The sequence below is a fragment of the Pseudomonas sp. F(2018) genome (assembly GCF_005508865.1).
GTDB lineage: Bacteria > Pseudomonadota > Gammaproteobacteria > Pseudomonadales > Pseudomonadaceae > Aquipseudomonas.
This window is the reverse complement of sequence record NZ_SCOM01000003.1, coordinates 569239-590288: the sequence shown is the minus strand read 5'-3', so window position 1 is coordinate 590288 and position 21050 is coordinate 569239. Positions and strand designations below refer to the sequence as shown.

16 protein-coding genes are annotated in these 21050 nt (G+C 63.8%); 9 read left to right on the top strand and 7 right to left on the bottom strand.

Annotated elements, in window-relative coordinates; genetic code table 11:
* Positions 1–3: 3 nt before the first annotated feature.
* From tssM to FFS62_RS16625, 9 genes are read left to right on the top strand one after another with little or no spacing between them, the layout of a single operon-like run.
* Positions 4–3525: a type VI secretion system membrane subunit TssM gene (gene tssM, locus FFS62_RS16665; RefSeq protein WP_137973951.1), complete on the top strand. Its 3522-nt coding sequence runs from the start codon at positions 4–6 to the stop codon at positions 3523–3525.
* A complete protein-coding gene (locus tag FFS62_RS16660; RefSeq protein ID WP_137973950.1) occupies positions 3525–4256 on the top strand; it encodes a PP2C family serine/threonine-protein phosphatase in 732 nt (243 codons plus the stop codon). The genes tssM and FFS62_RS16660 overlap by 1 nt, the downstream gene beginning before the upstream one ends.
* Positions 4253–5212, top strand: coding sequence for a serine/threonine-protein kinase (locus FFS62_RS16655; RefSeq protein ID WP_137973949.1), 960 nt, complete (start codon positions 4253–4255; stop codon positions 5210–5212). Before FFS62_RS16660 ends, FFS62_RS16655 begins: the two co-directional genes overlap by 4 nt.
* Positions 5213–5237: 25 nt before the next feature.
* Complete coding sequence (gene tssI / locus FFS62_RS16650; RefSeq protein WP_137973948.1) at positions 5238–7355, top strand: type VI secretion system tip protein TssI/VgrG; 2118 nt, start codon at positions 5238–5240, stop codon at positions 7353–7355.
* A gap of 13 nt (positions 7356–7368) precedes the next feature.
* Complete coding sequence (locus tag FFS62_RS16645) at positions 7369–8163, top strand: DUF4123 domain-containing protein (RefSeq protein ID WP_171016358.1); 795 nt, start codon at positions 7369–7371, stop codon at positions 8161–8163.
* On the top strand, positions 8160–8696 hold the full coding sequence (locus FFS62_RS16640; RefSeq protein ID WP_137973946.1) for a DUF3304 domain-containing protein: 537 nt from the start codon (positions 8160–8162) through the stop codon (positions 8694–8696). The genes FFS62_RS16645 and FFS62_RS16640 overlap by 4 nt, the downstream gene beginning before the upstream one ends.
* Complete coding sequence (locus FFS62_RS16635; protein ID WP_137973945.1) at positions 8681–9226, top strand: DUF3304 domain-containing protein; 546 nt, start codon at positions 8681–8683, stop codon at positions 9224–9226. Before FFS62_RS16640 ends, FFS62_RS16635 begins: the two co-directional genes overlap by 16 nt.
* A complete protein-coding gene (locus FFS62_RS16630; RefSeq protein ID WP_137973944.1) occupies positions 9211–11901 on the top strand; it encodes a DUF2235 domain-containing protein in 2691 nt (896 codons plus the stop codon). Before FFS62_RS16635 ends, FFS62_RS16630 begins: the two co-directional genes overlap by 16 nt.
* Complete coding sequence (locus tag FFS62_RS16625; RefSeq protein ID WP_137973943.1) at positions 11901–12443, top strand: hypothetical protein; 543 nt, start codon at positions 11901–11903, stop codon at positions 12441–12443. The genes FFS62_RS16630 and FFS62_RS16625 overlap by 1 nt, the downstream gene beginning before the upstream one ends.
* Before the next feature lie 51 nt (positions 12444–12494).
* Here FFS62_RS16625 and glmS read toward each other — a convergent pair whose 3' ends face one another.
* The 7 genes from glmS to atpA all read right to left on the bottom strand — a co-directional run bounded on the left by glmS (position 12495) and on the right by atpA (position 21041).
* A complete protein-coding gene (gene glmS / locus FFS62_RS16620) occupies positions 12495–14342 on the bottom strand; it encodes a glutamine--fructose-6-phosphate transaminase (isomerizing) (RefSeq protein ID WP_137973942.1) in 1848 nt (615 codons plus the stop codon).
* A gap of 11 nt (positions 14343–14353) precedes the next feature.
* Positions 14354–15121 (bottom strand): DeoR/GlpR family DNA-binding transcription regulator, encoded by a 768-nt coding sequence (locus FFS62_RS16615; RefSeq protein ID WP_137973941.1) that lies wholly within the window; start codon positions 15119–15121, stop codon positions 14354–14356.
* 114 nt (positions 15122–15235) lie between these two features.
* Positions 15236–16600, bottom strand: a complete 1365-nt coding sequence (gene glmU, locus FFS62_RS16610; RefSeq protein WP_137973940.1) for a bifunctional UDP-N-acetylglucosamine diphosphorylase/glucosamine-1-phosphate N-acetyltransferase GlmU — start codon at positions 16598–16600, stop codon at positions 15236–15238.
* Between the two features lie 117 nt (positions 16601–16717).
* Complete coding sequence (locus FFS62_RS16605) at positions 16718–17137, bottom strand: F0F1 ATP synthase subunit epsilon (RefSeq protein ID WP_137973939.1); 420 nt, start codon at positions 17135–17137, stop codon at positions 16718–16720.
* A gap of 41 nt (positions 17138–17178) precedes the next feature.
* Complete coding sequence (gene atpD / locus FFS62_RS16600; protein ID WP_137973938.1) at positions 17179–18555, bottom strand: F0F1 ATP synthase subunit beta; 1377 nt, start codon at positions 18553–18555, stop codon at positions 17179–17181.
* 30 nt (positions 18556–18585) lie between these two features.
* Positions 18586–19446 (bottom strand): F0F1 ATP synthase subunit gamma, encoded by an 861-nt coding sequence (gene atpG / locus FFS62_RS16595; protein ID WP_137973937.1) that lies wholly within the window; start codon positions 19444–19446, stop codon positions 18586–18588.
* Between the two features lie 50 nt (positions 19447–19496).
* Positions 19497–21041, bottom strand: a complete 1545-nt coding sequence (gene atpA / locus FFS62_RS16590) for a F0F1 ATP synthase subunit alpha (protein ID WP_021702536.1) — start codon at positions 21039–21041, stop codon at positions 19497–19499.
* Between the last annotated feature and the right edge of the window lie 9 nt (positions 21042–21050).

Here is a 21050-nt window from a genome sequence, read left to right as displayed (position 1 = left end):
GAGATGAAGGACTTTCTCAAGAAAACCGCGGCGTTCTTCCGCAAGACCTGGGTCTGGAGCCTGTGCCTGGTCCTGGTGCTGGCCCTGCTGATCTGGTTCGTCGGCCCGCTGCTGGCGGTGGCCGACTCCAAGTTCTGGGCGCCGGCGGCCAACCGCCTGGTCAGCATCAGCCTGCTGTTCTTGGCCTGGGGCCTGTTCATCGTGTTCGTCAGCTGGCGCGCCAACGTGCGCAAGAAGGCCAAGGCGGACGATGCCGACGCCCAGGAACGCCTGCGCCGCGACGGCCTGATCAGCGAGGAGCAGCTGGAGCTCAAGGGCCGCTTCAAGCAGGCCCTGCGCACCCTGAAGACCTCCAGCCTGTACCGCGGGCGCAGCGAGAAGTGGCGCAACGACCTGCCCTGGTACCTGTTGCTCGGCCCCGAGGGCAGCGGCAAGACCAGCCTGCTGGACTTCTCCGGCCTGGACTTCCCGCTGAACAAGGGCGACGAGCGCCGCCTGACCAAGGACGTCGGCGGCACCCGCTACTGCGACTGGTACTTCGCCGACCACGCCGTGCTGCTGGACACCGCCGGCCGCTACCTGACCCAGCCCGACGTGGCGGTGGACAGTCGCGCCTGGCACACCCTGCTGAGCCTGCTGCGCAAGCGCCGCGCGCGCCCGCTGAACGGCGTGCTGGTGAACATCCCGGTCGACACCCTGCTGTACGCCAGCGAACTGGAGCTGGAAAACCTGGCCCGCCAGATCCGCCAGCGCCTGCACGAGCTGCACGCCGAGCTGCGCGCCGAAGTGCCGGTGTACCTGGTGCTGAGCAAGGCCGACAAGGTCATCGGCTTCGACGAGTTCTTCGACCAGCTCAGCCGCGAAGAGAGCGACCAGGTGCTCGGCACCAGCTTCCGCAAGGGCCAGAGCGCCACTGACGCCAGCGTGGTGCGCCAGGAGTTCGAAGAGCTGCTGCGCCGCCTCAACAGCCAGGTGATCATGCGCCTGCACCAGGAGCGCGACACCCAGCGTCGCGGCCGCATCCTCGACTTCCCGCACCAGCTCGGCCAGCTCGGCGAGCGCCTGTGCCTGCTGGTGGAACTGGCCTTCAGCGGCAACCGCTACCAGCGCTCCAGCCAGCTACGCGGCTTCTACCTGACCAGCGCGCCGCAGCTGCAGGAACTGCTCGACCCGAGCACCACCGGCATCGGCCGCAACCTCGGCCTGGCCGGCAGCAGCCTGCCGACCTACCGCAGCGGCCGTGCGCGTTTCATCAACCAGCTGCTCAGCCGGGTGATCTTCCCCGAGGCCGAACTGGCCGGCCTGGACGACAAGGAAGTGCGCCGCATCGACTGGCGTCAGCGCGGCCTGTACGCCGGCGCTGCCGCCTGCCTGGTGCTGTTCGGCCTGCTCTGGGGCACCAGCTACTCGGCCAACCACGGCCGCCTGGAACAGCTGCGCGAGCTGGCCCTGCAGCTGGGCCGCGACGGCGAGGGCATCAGCGCCAAGGACGACGCCCAGCGCGCCCTGCCGCTGCTCGACGGCAGCTACACCGCTACCCAGGTGTTCCCCAGCACCGGCGACGCCAGCCTGCTGGAGCGCGGCGGCCTGTACCAGGGCCCGCAGGTGCAGCCGCAGGTGCACGCCGCCTACCGCCGCAGCCTGGAAAGCGAGCTGCTGCCACGGGTGGCGCGCCAGCTGGAAGGGCAGATCCGCGCCAACCGCGACGACCGCGAGCTGCTGCTCGGCAGCCTGCGCGCCTACCTGATGCTCAACCTGGAGGAGCGCCGCGACCCGGCCTTCCTGCAGGACTGGCTGGCCGCCGACTGGTCGCTGCGCTACGCCGGCGACGAGCCGACCCAGAAGCGTCTCAACGCGCACTTCCAGCGCCTGCTGGCCGAGCCGTTCGCCGCCTACCCGCTGAACGACGACCTGGTGGCCGAAGCCCGGCAGATCCTGCGCAGCGAGTCGCTGGCCAACGTGGTCTACCGCATGCTCCGCGACCAGGCCCGCAGCCTGCCCGACTACCGCATCGCCCAGGCCCTGGGTGCCCAGGCGCCGCTGCTGCTCGGCAGCGACTACGCCATCCCTGGCCTGTACACGCAGAAGGGCTACCAGCAGTTCTTCGTCGCCCAGGGCCTCGGCCTGGTGCGCGACATCCTCGAAGACAACTGGGTACTGGGCGAAGGCAACCAGCTCAGCGACCGCGACCTCGGCCGCCTGATGGTGGAACTGGAGCAGCTGTATTTCCGCGACTACGCCAACTACTGGGGCGAGGCCATCGCCCAGCTGAGCCTGGAACCGATCGGCAACACCGCCCAGGGCATCACCGTGCTCACTGCCCTGACCGCGGCCAACTCGCCGCTGCTGCAGGTGCTGGTGGAAGTGCGCGAGAACACCCGCTTCGACCTGCCGGCCGCCGCCGACCAGACCGATGACCTGGCCGCCCAGGCCAAGCTCGGGAAGAAGGGCAAGCTGGCCGCCGCCGCGGCCGGCAAGGGCCTGGACGCCATCGCCAAGAGCCTGCCGGACACCGCCCGCCGTGCGCTGCAACGACGCTTCGAGCCGCTGCACCGCCTGCTCGACGACAACAGCGGCGCCGGCCCGGAACTGGCCGCCACCCTGCAGGCACTGGACGCCCTGCAGCTGCAACTGAGCGGCATGGCTCACGCCAGCTCGCCGGAGCAGGCCGCCTTCGAACTGGCCAAGGCGCGCATGGGCGGTCGCCCGGATGCGATCAACCAGGTCCGCGGCACCGCCGCGCGCCTGCCGCAACCGGTGGGCAACTGGCTGACGCTGATCGCCGACGACAGCTGGCAGCTGGTGCTCAACGACGCCTACGGCTACCTGAACAAGCGCTACCGCAACGAGCTGTACGCCTTCTACAAGGAGTCGCTGTTCAAGCGCTATCCGTTCAGCGCCAAGAGCGACAGCGACGTGGCCATCGCCGATTTCCGCGAGTTCTTCAAGGCCGACGGCGTGGCCGACGCCTTCGTCGATCGCTACCTCAAGGACTTCGTCAGCGACAGCGACGGCGAGTACCAGCTGCGCCGCATGGACGGCCAGGGCCTGCCGCTGTCGCCGGTGTTCCTGACCCAGATGAACCGCACCCAGGTGATCCGCCGCAGCTTCTTCGCCGAGAACCCGGCCGAGCCGCTGGTACTGTTCAAGCTGGAGCCGTTCGCCCTCGACTACAGCCTCAACCGCGCCGACTTCCGCTTCGGCGGCCAGCAGATGGAGTACCGCCACGGCCCGATCATCGCCACCGCCTTCCGCTGGCCGGCCGAGGGCGAGAGCGAGCGCAGCAGCCTGGTGCTGGAGGAACAGGGCGGCCGCCGCGTCGGCATCGAGAAGAACAGCGGGCCCTGGGCACTGTTCCGCCTGATCGACATGATGAAGGTGGAGCAACACAGCGGCCGCGACGTGCTGCTGCTCAAGGCCAACCTCGACGGTCTGCAGGCCAAGTACCTGCTGCACAGCCAGCGCTCGCCGAACCCGTTCGATGCCAGCCTGCTGCGCCAGTTCAAGCTGCCGGCGACCCTCTGATGAAGGTCGCCCAACGCCTCTGGTCCAGCGCCGGGCGCACCGACACCGGCAAGGTGCGCGAGCGCAACGAGGATGCCTTTCTCGACCAGCCGCAGCAGGGCCTGTGGGTGGTCGCCGACGGCATGGGCGGCCACCAGGCAGGCGACCTGGCCAGCCGCCTGATCGTCGAGAGCCTGGCCGAGCTGCCCGCAGAGCTGGATTTCGAGGACCGCCTGGACGCCCTGCGCGACTGCCTGCATCGCCTCAACCGCCACCTCAGTCTGGGCCTGACCCTGACCGAGGCCACCCCCGACCTGCTGGTCGGCAGCACGGTGGTAGCGCTGCTCGCCGAAGGCAGTCGGGTAGCCTGCGTGTGGGCCGGCGACAGCCGCTGCTACCTGCTGCGCGGGCGCCAGCTGTTCCAGCTCAGCCGCGACCATTCGCTGCTGCAGCAACTGGTCGAGGAGCGCGGCATGAGTCCGGCGGACGCCGCGCGCCAACCCGGCGCCCACGCCCTGACCCGGGCCATCGGCGCCGCCGAAGATCTGCAGCTGGACATCCTCGAACTGGAGAGCCTGCCCGGCGATGTGTTCCTGCTGTGCAGCGATGGCCTCTATCAGGATCTCGACCACGACGACATGACCGCCGCACTGCTGCGCCCCAGCCCGCAGCTGGCCCTGCAACGCCTGTTCGACCTAGCCCTGCAGGGTCCGGCCCGCGACAACCTGAGCGGCGTGGTGATCAACCGATGAACGCCGAAGCCAAGGTGGTCAGCGCCGACCTCACGGTGATGGCCGGCGCCAACCCGGCGCGTGTCGCCCGCCCGTTGCCCAAGGACCTGCCCGAGCTGCTCGGCGGCCGCTACCAGATCGAGCGGCTGCTCGGCGTCGGCGGCATGGGCGCGGTGTACCGCGCCCGCGACCTGCTGCGCGAACAGTTCGGCGAGCCGCAGCCCTGGGTGGCGCTGAAGACCCTCAGCGAGGATTTCGCCGAATACCCGGACGCCAGCGCCCTGCTCTACAGCGAGTTCGCCCTCACCGCGCGGCTCAGCCACCGCAACCTGGTGCGCTTCTACAGCTTCGAGGTGGACCCGGCCTGCCAGCGCGCCTTCATCACCATGGAGCTGCTCAAGGGCAACACCCTCGACCACGTGCTGCATCAGTACCCCAGCGGCCTGCCCTGGCCCGAGGCACAGCGGGTCGCCCTCAGCCTGCTCGAGGCGCTGCGCTACGCCCACGACCAGGGCGTGCTGCACGGCGACCTCAAGCCGAGCAACCTGATGCTCGGCGACGACGGCATCCGCCTGTTCGACTTCGGCCTCGGCCAGGCCCGCGAAGGTTTCCTCAAGGGCCTGCCACGCCTGGCGCGCAGCCGCTTCGCCGCCTGGACGCCACGCTACGCCGCCCCCGAACTGCTCGACGGCGCCACCCTGAACGCCGCCGCCGACGTCTACGCCGTGGCCTGCGTGATCTACGAACTGTGCAGCGGCCAGCATCCTTTCCGCCGGCAAAGTGCTAAACAGGCGCTGGCAATGGAACTGCCGCTGACGGCCCCCGCGGACCTGCCCCGCGCACTGTGGCCGGCACTGCGCGCCGCGCTGGAATTCGACCCGGCCCGGCGCAGCACCCTGCCGGACCTGCTGCGCGCCTTCCGCAACCAGCGCCCTACCACTTCGCTGCTCGCGCGCTGGCTGCGCCGCCCGGCCTGACAGGCCTACCGACAAGGACGATCGCATGTTCAACCCCGCCAACCAGACCCACTTCAGCCTGCATCTCGAAGGCCTCGAGCACGACCTGCAGGTGCTCGAATTCAACGGCCGCGAAGCCCTCGACCAGCCCTACCGCTTCGAGGTGGAACTGGTCAGCGAGAAGCCCGACCTGGACCTGGACGAGCTGCTCGGCAAACCGGCCTTCCTCGCCATCGCCCCGGACGGCAGCGGCATCCACGGCCTGATCCACGATGTAGGCCAGGGCGAATCGGGCAAGCGCCTGACCCGCTATCACCTCACCCTTAGCCCTAAGCTGACCTGGCTCGGCTATCGCACCAACCAGCGCATCTACCAGCACCTGACGGTGCCGCAGATCATCGCCCTGGTGCTGGAGGAGCACGGCATCCTCGGCGGCGCGTATCGCTTCCAGCTCGGCCCGACCGTCTACCCCGAGCGCGACTACTGCGTGCAGTACGACGAGACGGACCTGCACTTCATCCAGCGCCTGTGCGAGGAAGAGGGGCTGCACTACCACTTCGAACACTCGGCCAAGGGCCACGTGCTGGTATTCGGCGACGACCAGACCGGCTTCCCCAAACTCGGCCAACCCACCGCCTATGTGCAGGACAGCGGCATGGTCGCCGACGAGCCGGTGATCAAGCGCTTCAACCTGCGCCTGGCCACCCGCACCAACCAGGTCAGCCGCCGCGACTACGACTTCGAGCAACCGCGCCTGCTGCTGGAGACCGGCGCCAAGGCCGACTTCCAGCCCAAGCTGGAAGACTACGACTACCCCGGCCGCTACACCGAGCGCACGCGCGGCAAGCACCTGTCGCAACGCGCGCTGGAACGCCACCGCGCCGACTACCAGCTGGCCCAGGGCGAGAGCGACCAGCCGCGCCTGGTGACCGGCCACCTGCTGGAAATCTCCGACCACCCGCGCCGCGAATGGAACGACCTCTGGCTGCTGCAGGAAGTGGTGCACGAGGGCAAGCAACCGCAGGTGCTGGAGGAGTCGGTGACCAGCTTCCTCGGCGGCGCCAATATCCCCTCTCCCCTGCGGGGAGAGGGCCAGGGAGAGGGGGCAGCCCACGACAACTTCAAGCAGGGCTACCGCAACCGCTTCAGCGCCACCCCCTGGGACGTGCTGCACCGCCCTGCCCTGCGCCACCCGAAACCCAAGGTACTGGGCAGCCAGAGCGCCGTAGTCACCGGGCCCAAGGGCGAAGAAATCCACTGCGACCAGTACGGCCGGGTCAAGGTGCAGTTCCACTGGGACCGCGAAGGCCAGGCCGACGACACCACCAGCTGCTGGTTGCGCGTGTCCTCCAGCTGGGCCGGTGACCGCTACGGCGGCATCGCCATCCCGCGCATCGGCATGGAGGTGCTGGTCACCTTCCTCGAAGGCGATCCCGACCAGCCTTTGGTCACCGGCTGCCTGTACCACAAGGAACACGTCGTCCCCTACGACCTGCCGGCGAACAAGACCCGCACGGTGTTCAAGACCCTCAGCAGCCCGGGCGGTGGCGGCTACAACGAGCTACGTATCGAAGACCGCAAGGGCCAGGAGCAGATCTACATCCACGCCCAGAAGGACTGGGACGAGAACGTCGAGCACGACCAGAAGATCCGCATCGGCCACGAGCGCCACGACACCGTCGAGGCCAACAGCTACACCGAGCTCAAGGCCGAGGAACACCACACCACCCACGCCGAGCGCAAGGTGGAAGTGAAGGCCGAAGACCACCTGACCATCGCCCAGAACCAGCACATCAAGCTCGGCACCGCCCAGCTGACCAAGGCCGGCCGCGAGATCCACCTCAAGGCCGGACAGAAGATGGTCATCGAGGCCGGCGTCGAACTCACCCTCAAGGCCGGCGGCAGCTTCATCAAACTCGACCCCAGCGGCATCACCCTGGTCGGCCCCCTGGCCAAACTCAACGCCGGCGGCGCCCCGGGCTCAGGTACTGGGATCGCCATCAAACAGCCGTTGCAGCCGGGGATGGCGGACAAAGATAAGGCTGGGAATCTGTTGGATGAGGCATTACTCAATCCATTGAGCATGCCGAACAAGCCACCAGCCGTTTGCGAGGAATGCCTGCGTCGAGCGCAGGCTAAAGCACAAGTTCTGGTTGCACGGTGAGGAGCAGTAAATAGTGAGCACCTCTACTTCTCTCTGGCTTGGTGAACTGCAGCGCAGCGCGGCCCAGGCGCGACTGCCTTATCTCGATCTGCTGGTGGATACCACCAATCTGGAATTTCCCCTGACCGATCGTATTGCCAGGCTGGAACAACCCATCCTGCAATCCGCCATTCTGCAGCACACTCCCGAGCATCAGATTGCCCAAAGCGGCCCCTGGCTGCTGCGTCTCGATCACGCCAATACCCAGCAGCTGCAGCTGCTGACCGATCTAGCAAATGCATCGCGCAGCAACCAACATTTGCTGGCGCTGACCAGCCCTTGGGATTTTCATGAGCTCTCAGCTCACCTGGGCCATTGCACCCAGGCGGAATGGAACGATGGCAGGAGTAGCGGCCTATTGCGCTACTACGACCCGCGTCTGTTTATCGCCGTGAGCGAGACATTGAATCCACAGCAAGCCTGGTTCCATGCACCGGTCATCGCCTGGCACTGGCGGGACCGCGACAGTGAGATGCAACAGCTTGCCGGGCACCTACGGCGCAGCGCGGAACTCCCATCGCCCCTGCCTAGCCTGCGTCTCGAACGCACTCAGGTCGCACAGCTGCAGGCCTGGAGCCTGGCCGAGCGCTATTACAGCAGCAAGGATGTCGAACCCTGTGATTACGGTCTGAACAAGCAGGAAGCTCTGATGCGCCATCTGGTTCACGCCCAGCAGGCCGCAAGCCGCGAAAACATCCTCAACCTCGACCAGCGCGAGCAATTCGTCGAAGGCTGGTTGCAACAACATTCGAAGGGTACGGCGGCATGAGCGCTCTCTACCGAGCAATCTGCCTGTTGCTCTTGCCGCTACTGGTCACCGGCTGTAGCAGCCAACCGCCCAAGCTGCTCAGCCCCTCGGTCACTGGCTACAACCATACCTCCGCCGCCATTAACAGCTTCACCGTCAACGGCTCCGGTGGCGGCAACATTAGTCCTCACGAGGGCGGGGGAAGCTTTGTCTGCTGCACGACAGTGCCCCACCAATGGCAGCCGCGTATGAAGGCCACTGTGGAATGGGAAAAGGATCCCGAGCCATTCTCTTCCGTAAATTGGCCCCAACCCATGTTTTCGGAAGCCTGGAATAAACAGGCAGAAGCTCATAGGGCTCAATACACCCGCCATCGCGTCACCGTCGAAATTCCTCGCTATGAGGACGTAGGCAGCATGAATGTCCACTTCCTGCCCTGCGATCAGGTGTTGGTCGCCGTCAACGGCGCGCTTCCTGGCCAGCCAGGCTACCCCCACAACGACGTTATCAATGCGCTCAATTTGAAGGAGCCGGAACCATGTCCCAGCCCATAAACATTGCCCGCTATTGCCTGTTGGTACTGCCGCTGCTGTTGGTAAGTGGCTGCAAGACTCAGCCACCCAAGCTGCTCAATCCCCAGGTCACCGGTTACAACCACACCTCCGCAGCGATCAACTGGTTCAAGGTCAACGGCGATGGCGGGCCTAATCTGGGACCTCATCAAGGTGGGGGGAAATTCACTTGCTGCACCACTGTGCCTCGTCAATGGCAACCGGGTATGAAGGCCACTGTGGAATGGGAAAAGGATCCCGAGCCATTCTCTTCCGTAAATTGGCCCCAACCCATGTTTTCGGAAGCTTGGAATAACCAGGCGGAAGCTCATAGGGCTCAATACACCCGCCATCAAGTCACCGTCGAGATTCCTCGTTATGAGGACGTGGGCAGCATGAATGTCCACTTCTTGCCTTGCGATCAGGTGCTGGTCGCCGTCAATGGTGTGCTTCCGGGCTACCCAGGCTACCCCCACAACGACGTTATCAATGCGCTCAACATGGAGGAGCCTGAGAAATGTCCAAAACCCTGACAACCGAACGTCCGCCAGCCGCAAGCCAGGTGCTTATCGCACCCCGCTTTACCCGATCGGGGCTGCCGCAGGACGCACAAGCGGTCAAAGCCAATCTGGATAAACAAACAGCAGACGAGAAACTCTGCTGGAACCAGGCCATCCAGAAGGCATCCTGCAATGGTGAGGAAGCCATCGAGCCCTGTGCCAAGGCACTGCATATCAGCCTGTTTTTCGACGGTACCAATAACCATGAGCCCAGTGACAAGAACGCCAATCCTCGCTGCACCAGCAATATTGCCCGCCTCTATCACGCCACCATCGACCATGGAGAAAAGAAGGCGTCCGAGTCCGGCTATTTTGGTTACTACATCCCCGGGGTCGGCACGGTTTTCAAGGAAATCCAGGAGCATATCCCCGATGACAATGGCCTCAAGGGTGCTAGGGGCGGAGAGAACCGGATCAATTGGGGGCTGCTCCGCCTAATTGATGCCCTCCGGCGCACCCTGACCGAAAAGCCTCTTCTCGAAGACGAGGCCTATGGGCTGGTCAATGAAATGAGCACCTGCTGGTTCGGCCATATGCTGACCGGCACCTTGCTGGAAAGAGGCGAGGCCAAGCGCAAGGCCACCCTGATCCCCGAACTGGACAAGCTGACCCAGTTGCTGGAGCAACGCCGACAGCAACAGCAGAAACCGGAAATCCTGGCCCTGCGCCTCTACGTCTACGGCTTCTCCCGTGGCGCTGCCGAGGCGCGCACTTTCGCCAATTGGCTGGCGGATCTGACCCGCAGCTCGACGGAGAACGGAGAACAGTACCGCTTTGCCGGCCTCCCCATCTCCATCGAGTTTCTCGGGCTGTTCGATACCGTGGCGGCGGTAGGTATCGCCGACAGTGCGCCCTTTGCCGCCGGACATATGGACTGGGCCGACGGCACCATGCGCCTGCCAGATGAACGCGCTGCACAGAGTTGCATGCCAACTGCTTTGCCCGAGGATTGCGGCTTCCTCAAGCGCTGCGTGCATCTGGTTTCCGCTCATGAGCAGCGTGCCAGCTTTCCCTTGGACTCGATTCGTCGCCGTGCCCGCCTGGCCGATGGCTCGCTGGACGAGAAATCTAGCTATCGGGCCGACACCGTCGAATATGTCTATCCCGGCATGCACTCTGATGTCGGCGGCGGCTATCCCCCCGGCGACCAAGGCAAGGCCATGGGGGGGCAAGGCGAGCTGATGTCGCAATTGCCGCTGCATCACATGTATCGCGAGGCATTTGCTTCGGGAGCTCCGTTACAAGTTCCTCCGATACTTTCTGCAAAATGCGAAGACTGGCGAAAGATGAGTGATGAATCACTCTTGGAATTTAGCCTGAGCGAATTGGTTACTCGCCGCTTTAACGCCTGGCAATCCAATGCCAAGCCAGGGCCACTCGAAGACGTGGTGGAGCGCGAAACGGCCCTGATTACCGGCTGGCGGATTGATCGTTATGCAGGTGGTGTGGGGAAGACCAGTTTCTATGGAGCCATCCAGACGGGCGACGAGACCCAGGAAATATGGGACGCCAAGCGTCGCCTCCATGCTCACAGACATGCGGAGATGGCGCGTAAACGCGAAGGTATCGTTGAGGTCAGCTGTGCCGATCGTATAGCGGCCGGCAGAACTGTCGGCGCCGGAGACTGCCAAGGTTACTCGACCGGCGAATCCTGGGAGGTGGGCAGCCCGGGCAAACGCTTCTGCTTCGAGGAAGACTTCAAGCTGGTCGGCCCGGAGAAGTATGAAGGCCTCAACACCAACAAGACCTACGAACCGACCTTGGACAGGCGCCAGCTACGCCGCGCCGCCGACGAGTTCCGCCGCGACTACGAGAAATCCTGGGAAATGGGCGAAGACACCCTCTCGGTCGGCGGCATTATCAATATCGCCCTCGGCGGCCTCGTCTACCTAATCAACGAGGAAGACGAAGCGGAGGAATACAAGGAAATCTGGGATCAGGGCACCTTGGAATACCGCAGGCTCTTCACCCAGGGGAATCAGATCGCACCGGGAAAAGAGGATCTGGTGAAGCTGTTCGATGACCATGTACACGACTCACGGGCCTGGTTCATGAACTCATCTTTTATCGCAGAGCGCGAACCCTTCACCGACTACTTCCGCTATCGCCTGGTGCACTTCGACAATGAGTCCAACAAACGCCTCTCGCTGCTGGCCAAGACCGGTCGTGTGGTCGGAGTCGGTATTGCCCTAGCCAGCATCGGCCTCAGCATCAAGCGTCGCGACCCACGCTACCTGCTTGGACTGAATCTGCCTTCGCTGGCTATCCCGGTGCTGCGCGGCAAGGTCGGCTTCCCCGAGATCAGCGCCTTCGACCCGCAGACCGGTCTGGCTTTGCCCATGCAGGCCGGTCTGGAAGCAGTGCGTACCTTTAGCAAGGACACTGGCAGCCTGAACAGGCTGGTAGACAGCCTACCCGCACCCATCGAGCTGACCGAACAGACCGCAACCACGCCCGAGCTGAAGAAGATCTTCCAGGCTGCTCAAGCAGCCAAGGCGGTGGCCGATGCCAAGGAAGGCAACCCGATGGGGCTGGTCGATATGCTCGCGGGGCAGTTGGGTGACACGGAGCCACCCGGCAATACCAAGTCGCCAGATTGGCTCGATATGGCTGGTGATATGGTTGGCGACAAACTAGGGATTGGTTGATGCCCCCAGTAGTCCGGGCCGCCGTAGTTCTTCTAATAAGCCTAGCGGCAGGGATTTGCCAGGCAGAGCTGCTGGGTATACCCGGCAGCCCTTGGCAGGTCGAATCGCATTGCAGAAAAAACGTTTGTGAAATCTCGCTGACTGATGGCGCTACTTCGGAACAAGTACTGCAGTTTCCATCGCCGCCAAGTCACGCAAGCCATGAGTCCGGCATCTTCCTGCTCACATTCGGCTGCGGCACCGCCTGCTCGGCAACCTATGCCTACAAACTCGGCGGCCAGTTGGGCGGCCCCTTCCCTTTGGTGGAAGTCGCCGACAGCGAGCGGGAAGTGGTGATGAGCATGGGCGACAGCTCGGTGCGCTTCTATCGGATGTTCGAGGCAAGCGATAAACCGCTGTATGAGATAACCCCCGAGTTCGGCGGCTACAGCCTGCTGGAGAGCATCGCCGATACGGGCATCGAGGATCACGTATTCCGCGTTACCTATCAGGGCAAGGCGGACCTGGAGATGCTGGAGTACGAAGCCCCTCCGCTGCCTTGATCGACAAAGAAAAAGCGGGCCATCGGCCCGCTTTCTAGTTTCGCTCCCGGCTTATTCCACCGTCACCGACTTGGCCAGATTGCGCGGTTGGTCCACGTCGGTGCCTTTGAGCACGGCCACGTAGTAGGACAGCAGCTGCAGCGGCACGGTGTAGAGGATCGGTGCCAGCACATCATGGATGTGCGGCATGTTTATCACCTGGGTGCCCTCGCCGTTGCCCAGGCCGGCGGCGCCGTCGGCGAAGACGATCAGCTCGCCGCCGCGGGCGCGGACTTCCTGCAGGTTGGACTTGAGCTTTTCCAGCAGTTCGTTGTTCGGTGCCACGGTGACCACCGGCATATCGGCATCGACCAGGGCCAGTGGGCCGTGCTTGAGTTCGCCGGCCGGGTAGGCTTCGGCGTGAATGTAGGAGATTTCCTTGAGCTTGAGCGCACCTTCCATGGCCACCGGGTACTGGGCACCGCGGCCGAGGAACAGGGTGTGGTGCTTCTCGGCGAACAGTTCGGCGACTTTCTCCACGGTCTTGTCCATGGCCAGCGCCTCGCCCAGGCGGGTCGGCAGGCGGCGCAGCTCTTCCACCAGCTCGGCGCCGACACCGGCCTGCAGGGTGCCACGTACTTGGCCGAGGGCCAGGGTCAGCAGCAGCAGGGAGACCAGCTGGGTGGTGAAGGCCTTGGTCGAGGCCACGCCAATCTCCGGGCCGGCCTGGGTCAGCAGGCACAGGTCGGATTCGCGCACCAGGGAGCTGGTGCCGACGTTGCAGATGGTCAGGCTGGCCAGGTAACCAGCCTGCTTGGCGTTACGCAGGGCGGCCAGGGTGTCGGCGGTCTCGCCGGACTGGGAGATGCTTACGAACAGGCTGTCCGGCTGCACGGCCACCTGGCGGTAGCGGAACTCGCTGGCCACTTCGATCTGGCAGGGAATGCCGGTCAGCGCTTCCAGCCAGTAACGGGCGACCATGCCGGCGTGGTAGCTGGTACCGCAGGCGACGATTTGGACATTACGTACCTTGGCGAACAGCTCGGCGGCCTGCGGGCCGAAGGCCTGGACCAGCACGTGGTCGCCGCCTAGGCGGCCTTCCAGGGTGCGCTGCACGACCTTGGGCTGCTCGTGGATTTCCTTGAGCATGAAGTGGCGATATTCGCCCTTGTCGGCGGCCTCGGCACCCTCGTGGTATTGCACCGCCTCACGCTGTACGGATTGGCCGGCGAGGTCCCAGATCTGCACGCTGTCGCGGCGGATCTCGGCGATATCGCCCTCCTCCAGGTACATAAAGCGGTCCGTCACTTGTCTCAATGCGAGCTGATCGGAGGCGAGGAAGTTCTCGCCCAGGCCCAGGCCGATCACCAGCGGGCTGCCGCTGCGGGCGGCGAGGATGCGGTCCGGCTGGGCAGCGCTGATCACGGCCAGGCCGTAGGCGCCGTGGAGCTCGGGAATGGCGGCCTTGAGCGCGGTGGTCAGGTCGCCGAGTTGCTGCAGCTTGTGGTGCAGCAGGTGGACGATGGTCTCGGTGTCGGTATCGGAGGTGAAGACGTAGCCGAGGCCCTTGAGGCGCTCGCGTAGTTCCTCGTGGTTCTCGATGATGCCGTTGTGCACCACCGCCAGCTGCTCACCGGACTCTTTACCGGAGAAATGTGGGTGGGCGTTGCGCTCGCTCGGCGCGCCGTGGGTGGCCCAACGGGTATGGGCGATACCCAGGTGACCGGTCAGCGGCTCGCCGGCCAGGGCTTGTTCCAACTCGGCGACCTTGCCGACGCGGCGGCGGCGCTGCAGTTCGCCGGCCTGGGTGAAGACCGCCACGCCGGCGCTGTCATAGCCGCGGTATTCCAGGCGCTTGAGGCCTTCGACCAGGATCGGGGTGATGTTGCGTTCGGCGACGGCGCCAACGATGCCACACATAGGGGTTCTCCTCAGGAAGCGGCGGCGAGGATCAGCTGGACCCCACGCGCGCGTATCTGTTCAGCCACCTGGCTATCCAGGCGGTCGTCGGTGATCAGGGTATGGAGGCTGCTCCAGGGCAGCTCCAGGTTGGGAATACGGCGGCCGACCTTGTCGCTCTCGACCATGACGATGACCTCACGGGCCACCTCGGCCATGACCCGGGACAGGCCCAGCAGCTCGTTGAAGGTGGTAGTGCCACGCGCCAGGTCGATGCCGTCGGCACCGATGAACAGCTGGTCGAAGTCGTAGGAACGCAGTACCTGCTCGGCGACCTGGCCCTGGAAGGATTCCGAGTGCGGATCCCAGGTGCCGCCGGTCATCAGCAGCACCGGCTCGTGCTCGATGTCGCGCAGGGCGTTGGCCACGTTCAGCGAATTGGTCATCACCACCAGGCCGGGCTTGTGGCTGAGCTGCGGAATCATCGCCGCCGTGGTGCTGCCACTGTCGATGATGATGCGCGCGTGCTCGCGGATCAGGCCGACCGCTGCGCCGGCGATGGCCTGCTTGTGACGGGAGATGGGCTGCGCCGGCTCGCCGATCAGCTCCTGCGGCATGGGCACGGCGCCGCCGTAGCGACGCAGCAGCAGACCGTTCTTCTCTAGCTCGGCCAGATCCTTTCGAATCGTAACTTCGGAGGTGGAGAAATGCTGCGCCAGGGCATCCACGACCACCTCACCCTGCTCGTTGAGCAAGGCGAGAATCGCGTGGCGGCGCTGGGGCGTGTTGCGTTTCGACATTTAAGTTTCGATTCGAAAGATAGGTGCGCGAATCAAAACCTAATGAAAGCTTTTGGTCAAGCTCCGAATGCACAAAAGGCGGCCAAGGCCGCCTTTTTGCTTGCTCGCAGCCGACTACTTCGGCGTCTTCTGCGGGCGCTTCCAGCCTTCGATGTTGCGCTGCTTGGCGCGGCCCACGGCCAGGGTGGCGGCCGGTACGTCCTGGGTCACCGTGGAACCGGCGCCGGTGGTGGCGCCATTGCCCAGGGTGACCGGGGCTACCAACGAGCTATTTGAGCCGATAAACACGTCCTCGCCCATCACCGTCTTGTGCTTGTTGGCACCGTCGTAGTTGCAGGTGATGGTGCCGGCACCGATGTTGCTGCGCGCACCGATCTCGGCGTCGCCCAGGTAGCTCAGGTGACCGGCCTTGGCGCCCTCGCCCAGCACGGCGTTCTTCAGCTCGACGAAGTTGCCGACATGGGCCTTGGCGCCCAGCTTGGCGCCGGGACGCAGGCGGGCAAACGGACCGCAGTCGGCGCCCTCGCCCATTTCGGCACCTTCCAGGTGGCTGTTGGCTTTGACGATGGCGCCGCGGCGCAGGATGGAATCCTTGATCACGCAGTTCGGGCCGATCTGCACATCGTCCTCGATCACCACGCGGCCTTCGAGGATCACGTTGATGTCGATGGTGACGTCGCGACCCATGCTCACCTCGCCACGCACGTCGAAACGATGCGGGTCGAACAGGGTCACGCCCTGTGCCATCAGCTGGCGGGCCATGCGCTGCTGGTAGTGACATTCGAGCTGCGACAGCTGGATGCGGTCGTTGGCGCCGAGCACTTCCATCTCGTCCTGAGCGGTCTCGGTGGCCACCACCAGGCCGTCGGCCACCGCCATGGCGATCACGTCGGTGAGGTAGTACTCGCCCTGAGCATTGCTGTTGGATAGCCGGCTCAGCCAATCGCCCAGACGCTTGCCCGGTACGGCGAGGATGCCGGTATTGCCTTCGCGAATGGCGCGCTGCGCCTCGCTGGCATCCTTGTGCTCGACGATCGCCTGCACCACGCCGTTGGCGTTACGCACGATGCGGCCATAGCCGGTGGGATCGGCCAGGTTGACGGTCAGCAGTCCCAGCTGGGATTCATTGGCCTGCTCAAGCAGGCGGGTCAGGGTCTCTACCCGGGTCAGCGGCACATCGCCGTAGAGGATCAGCACCTTGTCCGCTTCCAGCGCCGGCAGCGCCTGGGCCACGGCGTGACCGGTGCCCAGCTGTTCGGCCTGCAGCACGAAGTGGATATCGTCGGCCGCCAGGCGCTCGCGGACCAATTCGGCGCCGTGGCCGATCACCACGTGGATCTTGCGCGGCGCGAGCGCGCGAGCGGTGTCGATGACATGGCCGAGCATGGGCTTGCCGGCGACCGGATGCAGGACCTTGGGCAGGGCCGAGCGCATGCGGGTGCCCTGGCCGGCGGCGAGGATGACGATATCGAGGGACATGGCGGAATCCTGAACGGGCACAGGCGCAGGAGCACCTGTGGATAAAAACGGCAGAAAAGAAAAAGGGTAGCCAAGGCTACCCTTTTACTCGCTAACGCTGAAGACGGAGGACGAGCCTCAGAACTTCTTGCGCAGCTGTTGCACGGTGCGCAGCTGAGCTGCCACTTCGGCCAGGTGAGCGGCGGCGGAACCGTAGTCGAATTCCGAGCCTTTCTCGTTGAGCGCCTTCTCGGCGGCCTTGAGGGCCTCCTGGGCAGCAGCTTCGTCGATGTCGCCAGCGCGAGTCACGGTGTCGGCCAGGACCTTCACCATGTTCGGCTGCACTTCGAGGAAACCACCAGAGATGTAGAACACCTCATGCTCGCCGCCCTGCTTGACCAGGCGAATTGGGCCCGGCTTCAGGTCGGTGATCAGCGGGGCGTGGCCCGGAGCGATACCGAGATCGCCCAGGTTGCCGTGCGCGATCACCATCTCGACCAGACCGGAGAAGATCTCCGCTTCGGCACTGACGATGTCGCAATGGACAGTAATGGCCATACGCTTGCCTCACGAGCGCCCGTTGCCGGGCGCACAGGGGATTACAGTTTCTTGGCTTTCTCGATGGCTTCTTCGATGCTGCCAACCATGTAGAACGCCTGCTCCGGCAGGTGATCGTAGTCACCTTTCAGGATGCCGCTGAAACCAGCGATGGTGTCCTTCAGGGAAACGTACTTGCCTGGCGAACCGGTGAAGACTTCGGCCACGAAGAACGGCTGGGACAGGAAGCGCTGGATCTTACGAGCACGGGATACCAGCTGCTTGTCCGCTTCGGACAGTTCGTCCATACCGAGGATCGCGATGATGTCCTTCAGCTCCTTGTAGCGCTGCAGAACGTACTGCACGCCACGGGCGGTCTCGTAGTGCTCCTGACCAACCACCAGCGGATCGAGCTGACGGGAGGTGGAGTCCAGCGGGTCCACAGCCGGGTAGATACCCAGGGAGGCGATGTCACGCGACAGTACGACAGTGGCGTCCAAGTGGGCGAAGGTGGTCGCCGGGCTCGGGTCGGTCAGGTCGTCCGCAGGTACGTATACGGCCTGTACCGAGGTGATCGAGCCGTTCTTGGTGGAGGTAATACGCTCCTGCAGAACGCCCATCTCTTCGGCCAGAGTCGGCTGGTAACCTACTGCGGAAGGCATACGGCCCAGCAGTGCGGATACTTCGGTACCGGCGAGGGTGTAACGGTAGATGTTGTCGACGAACAGCAGAACGTCACGACCTTCGTCACGGAACTTCTCGGCCATGGTCAGGCCGGTCAGTGCCACGCGCAGACGGTTGCCTGGCGGCTCGTTCATCTGACCGTAAACCAGGGCTACCTTGTCGAGAACGTTGGAGTCCTTCATCTCGTGGTAGAAGTCGTTACCCTCACGAGTACGCTCACCCACACCAGCGAACACGGAGTAACCGCTGTGTTCCATGGCGATGTTACGGATCAGTTCCATCATGTTCACGGTCTTGCCGACGCCGGCACCACCGAACAGACCGACCTTACCGCCCTTGGCGAACGGGCAGACCAGGTCGATTACCTTGATACCGGTTTCCAGCAGCTCGTTGCCGCCAGCTTGCTCGGCGTACGACGGAGCAGCGCGGTGGATTTCCCACTGCTCTTCTTCGCCGATCGGGCCAGCTTCGTCGATCGGGTTGCCCAGCACGTCCATGATCCGGCCCAGGGTCGCTTTACCAACCGGTACGGAGATGGCCTTGTTGGTACGGGTGACGTCCAGGCCGCGTTTCAGGCCTTCGGTCGAACCCATGGCAATGGAGCGAACCACGCCGTCGCCCAGCTGCTGCTGAACTTCGAGGGTGGTCTCGGCGCCGACTACTTTCAGCGCTTCATAAACACTCGGCACTTGATCACGCGGGAATTCCACGTCGATAACGGCGCCGATGATTTGAACGATACGTCCGCTACTCATCTTTGGTTCCTCTGAATATTTGAACCGTTCTTAAACCGCGGCAGCGCCGCCGACGATTTCCGAAATTTCCTGGGTGATCGCTGCCTGACGCGCCTTGTTGTAAATCAGCTGCAGGTCTTTGATCAGATCGCCAGCGTTGTCGGTGGCGTTCTTCATCGCGATCATCCGGGCCGCTTGTTCAGCCGCGTTGTTCTCAACCACTGCCTGGTACACCTGCGATTCCACGTAGCGCACCATCAGGCCGTCGAGCAGCTGTTTGGCGTCGGGTTCGTACAGGTAGTCCCAGTGGTGCTTGAGACCTTCATCCGGAGTCGCCACCAGGGGAACGAGCTGCTCCACTGTCGGCTTTTGCGTCATGGTATTGACGAACTTGTTCGAGACCACGGACAGACGATCGATGCGACCTTCGAGGTAAGCATCGAGCATGACCTTGACGGAACCGATCAGATCGTTGATCGACGGTTCTTCGCCCAGGTGGCTGATCGCAGCAACGACATTGCCACCAAAGTTGCGGAAGAACGCCGCACCCTTGCTGCCAATCACGCAGAGATCAACCTCTACGCCTTGCTCGCGATTGCTCGCCATGTCCTTGACCAGAGCCTTGAACAGGTTGGTATTCAGACCACCGCACAGACCACGGTCCGAACTCACCACCACGTAACCGACGCGCTTGACTTCACGCTCGATCATGAACGGGTGACGATATTCCGGGTTGGCGTTGGCCAGATGACCAATCACCTGGCGGATACGCTCCGCGTAGGGACGACTAGACGCCATGCGCTGTTGAGCTCTGCGCATTTTGCTGGTCGCCACCTTTTCCATGGCGCTGGTGATCTTCTGCGTGCTTTTGATGCTCGCAATCTTGCTGCGAATCTCTTTTGCGCCTGCCATGTAACACCTATCAGGTTAGCAAGCGGGGGCCTCGCGACCCCCACTGCGGCTTACCAGGTTTGGGTGGCCTTGAACTTCTCGATACCGGCTTTCAGCTGGCCATCGATGTCGTCATTGAAGTCGCCCTTCTCGTTGATCTTCGCCATCAGAGCGGCGTTCTCACGGTTGAAGAAGGCGATCAGGGCCTGCTCGAAGCTGATGATCTTGGCGACTTCGACGTCGGCCAGGAAACCACGCTCGGCGGCGTACAGGCTCACCGACATGTCGGCGATCGACATCGGCGCGTACTGCTTCTGCTTCATCAGCTCGGTAACGCGCTGACCGTGATCCAGCTGCTTGCGGGTAGCCTCGTCCAGGTCAGAAGCGAACTGGGCGAAGGCCGCCAGTTCACGGTACTGAGCCAGAGCGGTACGGATACCACCGGACAGCTTCTTGATGATCTTGGTCTGAGCGGCACCACCCACGCGGGAAACCGAGATACCGGCGTTGACGGCCGGACGGATACCCGAGTTGAACATGGCCGATTCCAGGAAGATCTGACCGTCGGTGATCGAGATCACGTTGGTCGGAACGAACGCGGAAACGTCACCAGCCTGGGTTTCGATGATCGGCAGAGCGGTCAGAGAACCGGTCTTGCCAGTCACGGCGCCATTGGTGAACTTCTCGACGTACTCTTCGGAAACGCGGGAAGCGCGCTCCAGCAGACGGCTGTGGAGATAGAACACGTCGCCCGGGTAGGCTTCGCGGCCCGGCGGACGGCGCAGCAGCAGGGAGATCTGGCGGTAGGCAACGGCCTGCTTGGACAGGTCGTCGTACACGATCAGGGCGTCTTCACCGCGGTCGCGGAAGTATTCGCCCATGGTGCAACCGGCGTACGGAGCGAGGAACTGCAGGGCAGCCGACTCGGACGCGGACGCGGCGACAACGATGGTGTTGGCCAGGGCGCCAGCTTCTTCCAGCTTGCGAACCACGTTGGCGATGGTCGATTGCTTCTGACCGATGGCAACGTAGACGCAGCGGATGCCGCTGTTCTTCTGGTTGATGATGGCGTCGACGGCCAGGGCGGTCTTACCGATCTGACGGTCACCGATGATCAGCTCGCGCTGGCCACGGCCTACCGGGATCATGGCATCTACCGACTTGTAACCGGTTTGCACCGGCTGGTCGACCGACTTACGCCAGATCACGCCCGGAGCGACTTTCTCGACGGCGTCGGTGGCTTGAGCATTGATCGGGCCTTTGCCATCGATCGGGTTGCCCAGTGCGTCGACTACGCGACCCAGCAGTTCCGGACCAACCGGGACTTCCAGGATGCGGCCGGTGCACTTGGCGCTCATGCCTTCGGCGAGGCTGGTGTATGCACCCAGCACTACGGCGCCGACGGAGTCTTGCTCCAGGTTCAGCGCCATACCGTAGACGCCGCCCGGGAACTCGATCATTTCGCCGTACATAACGTCGGCCAGACCGTAGATACGCACGATACCGTCGGAAACGGATACCACGGTACCTTCGTTGCGGGCTTGGGAAGAGACGTCGAGTTTCTCGATACGTCCCTTGATGATTTCACTAATTTCGGAAGGATTGAGTTGCTGCATTGCTCTGCT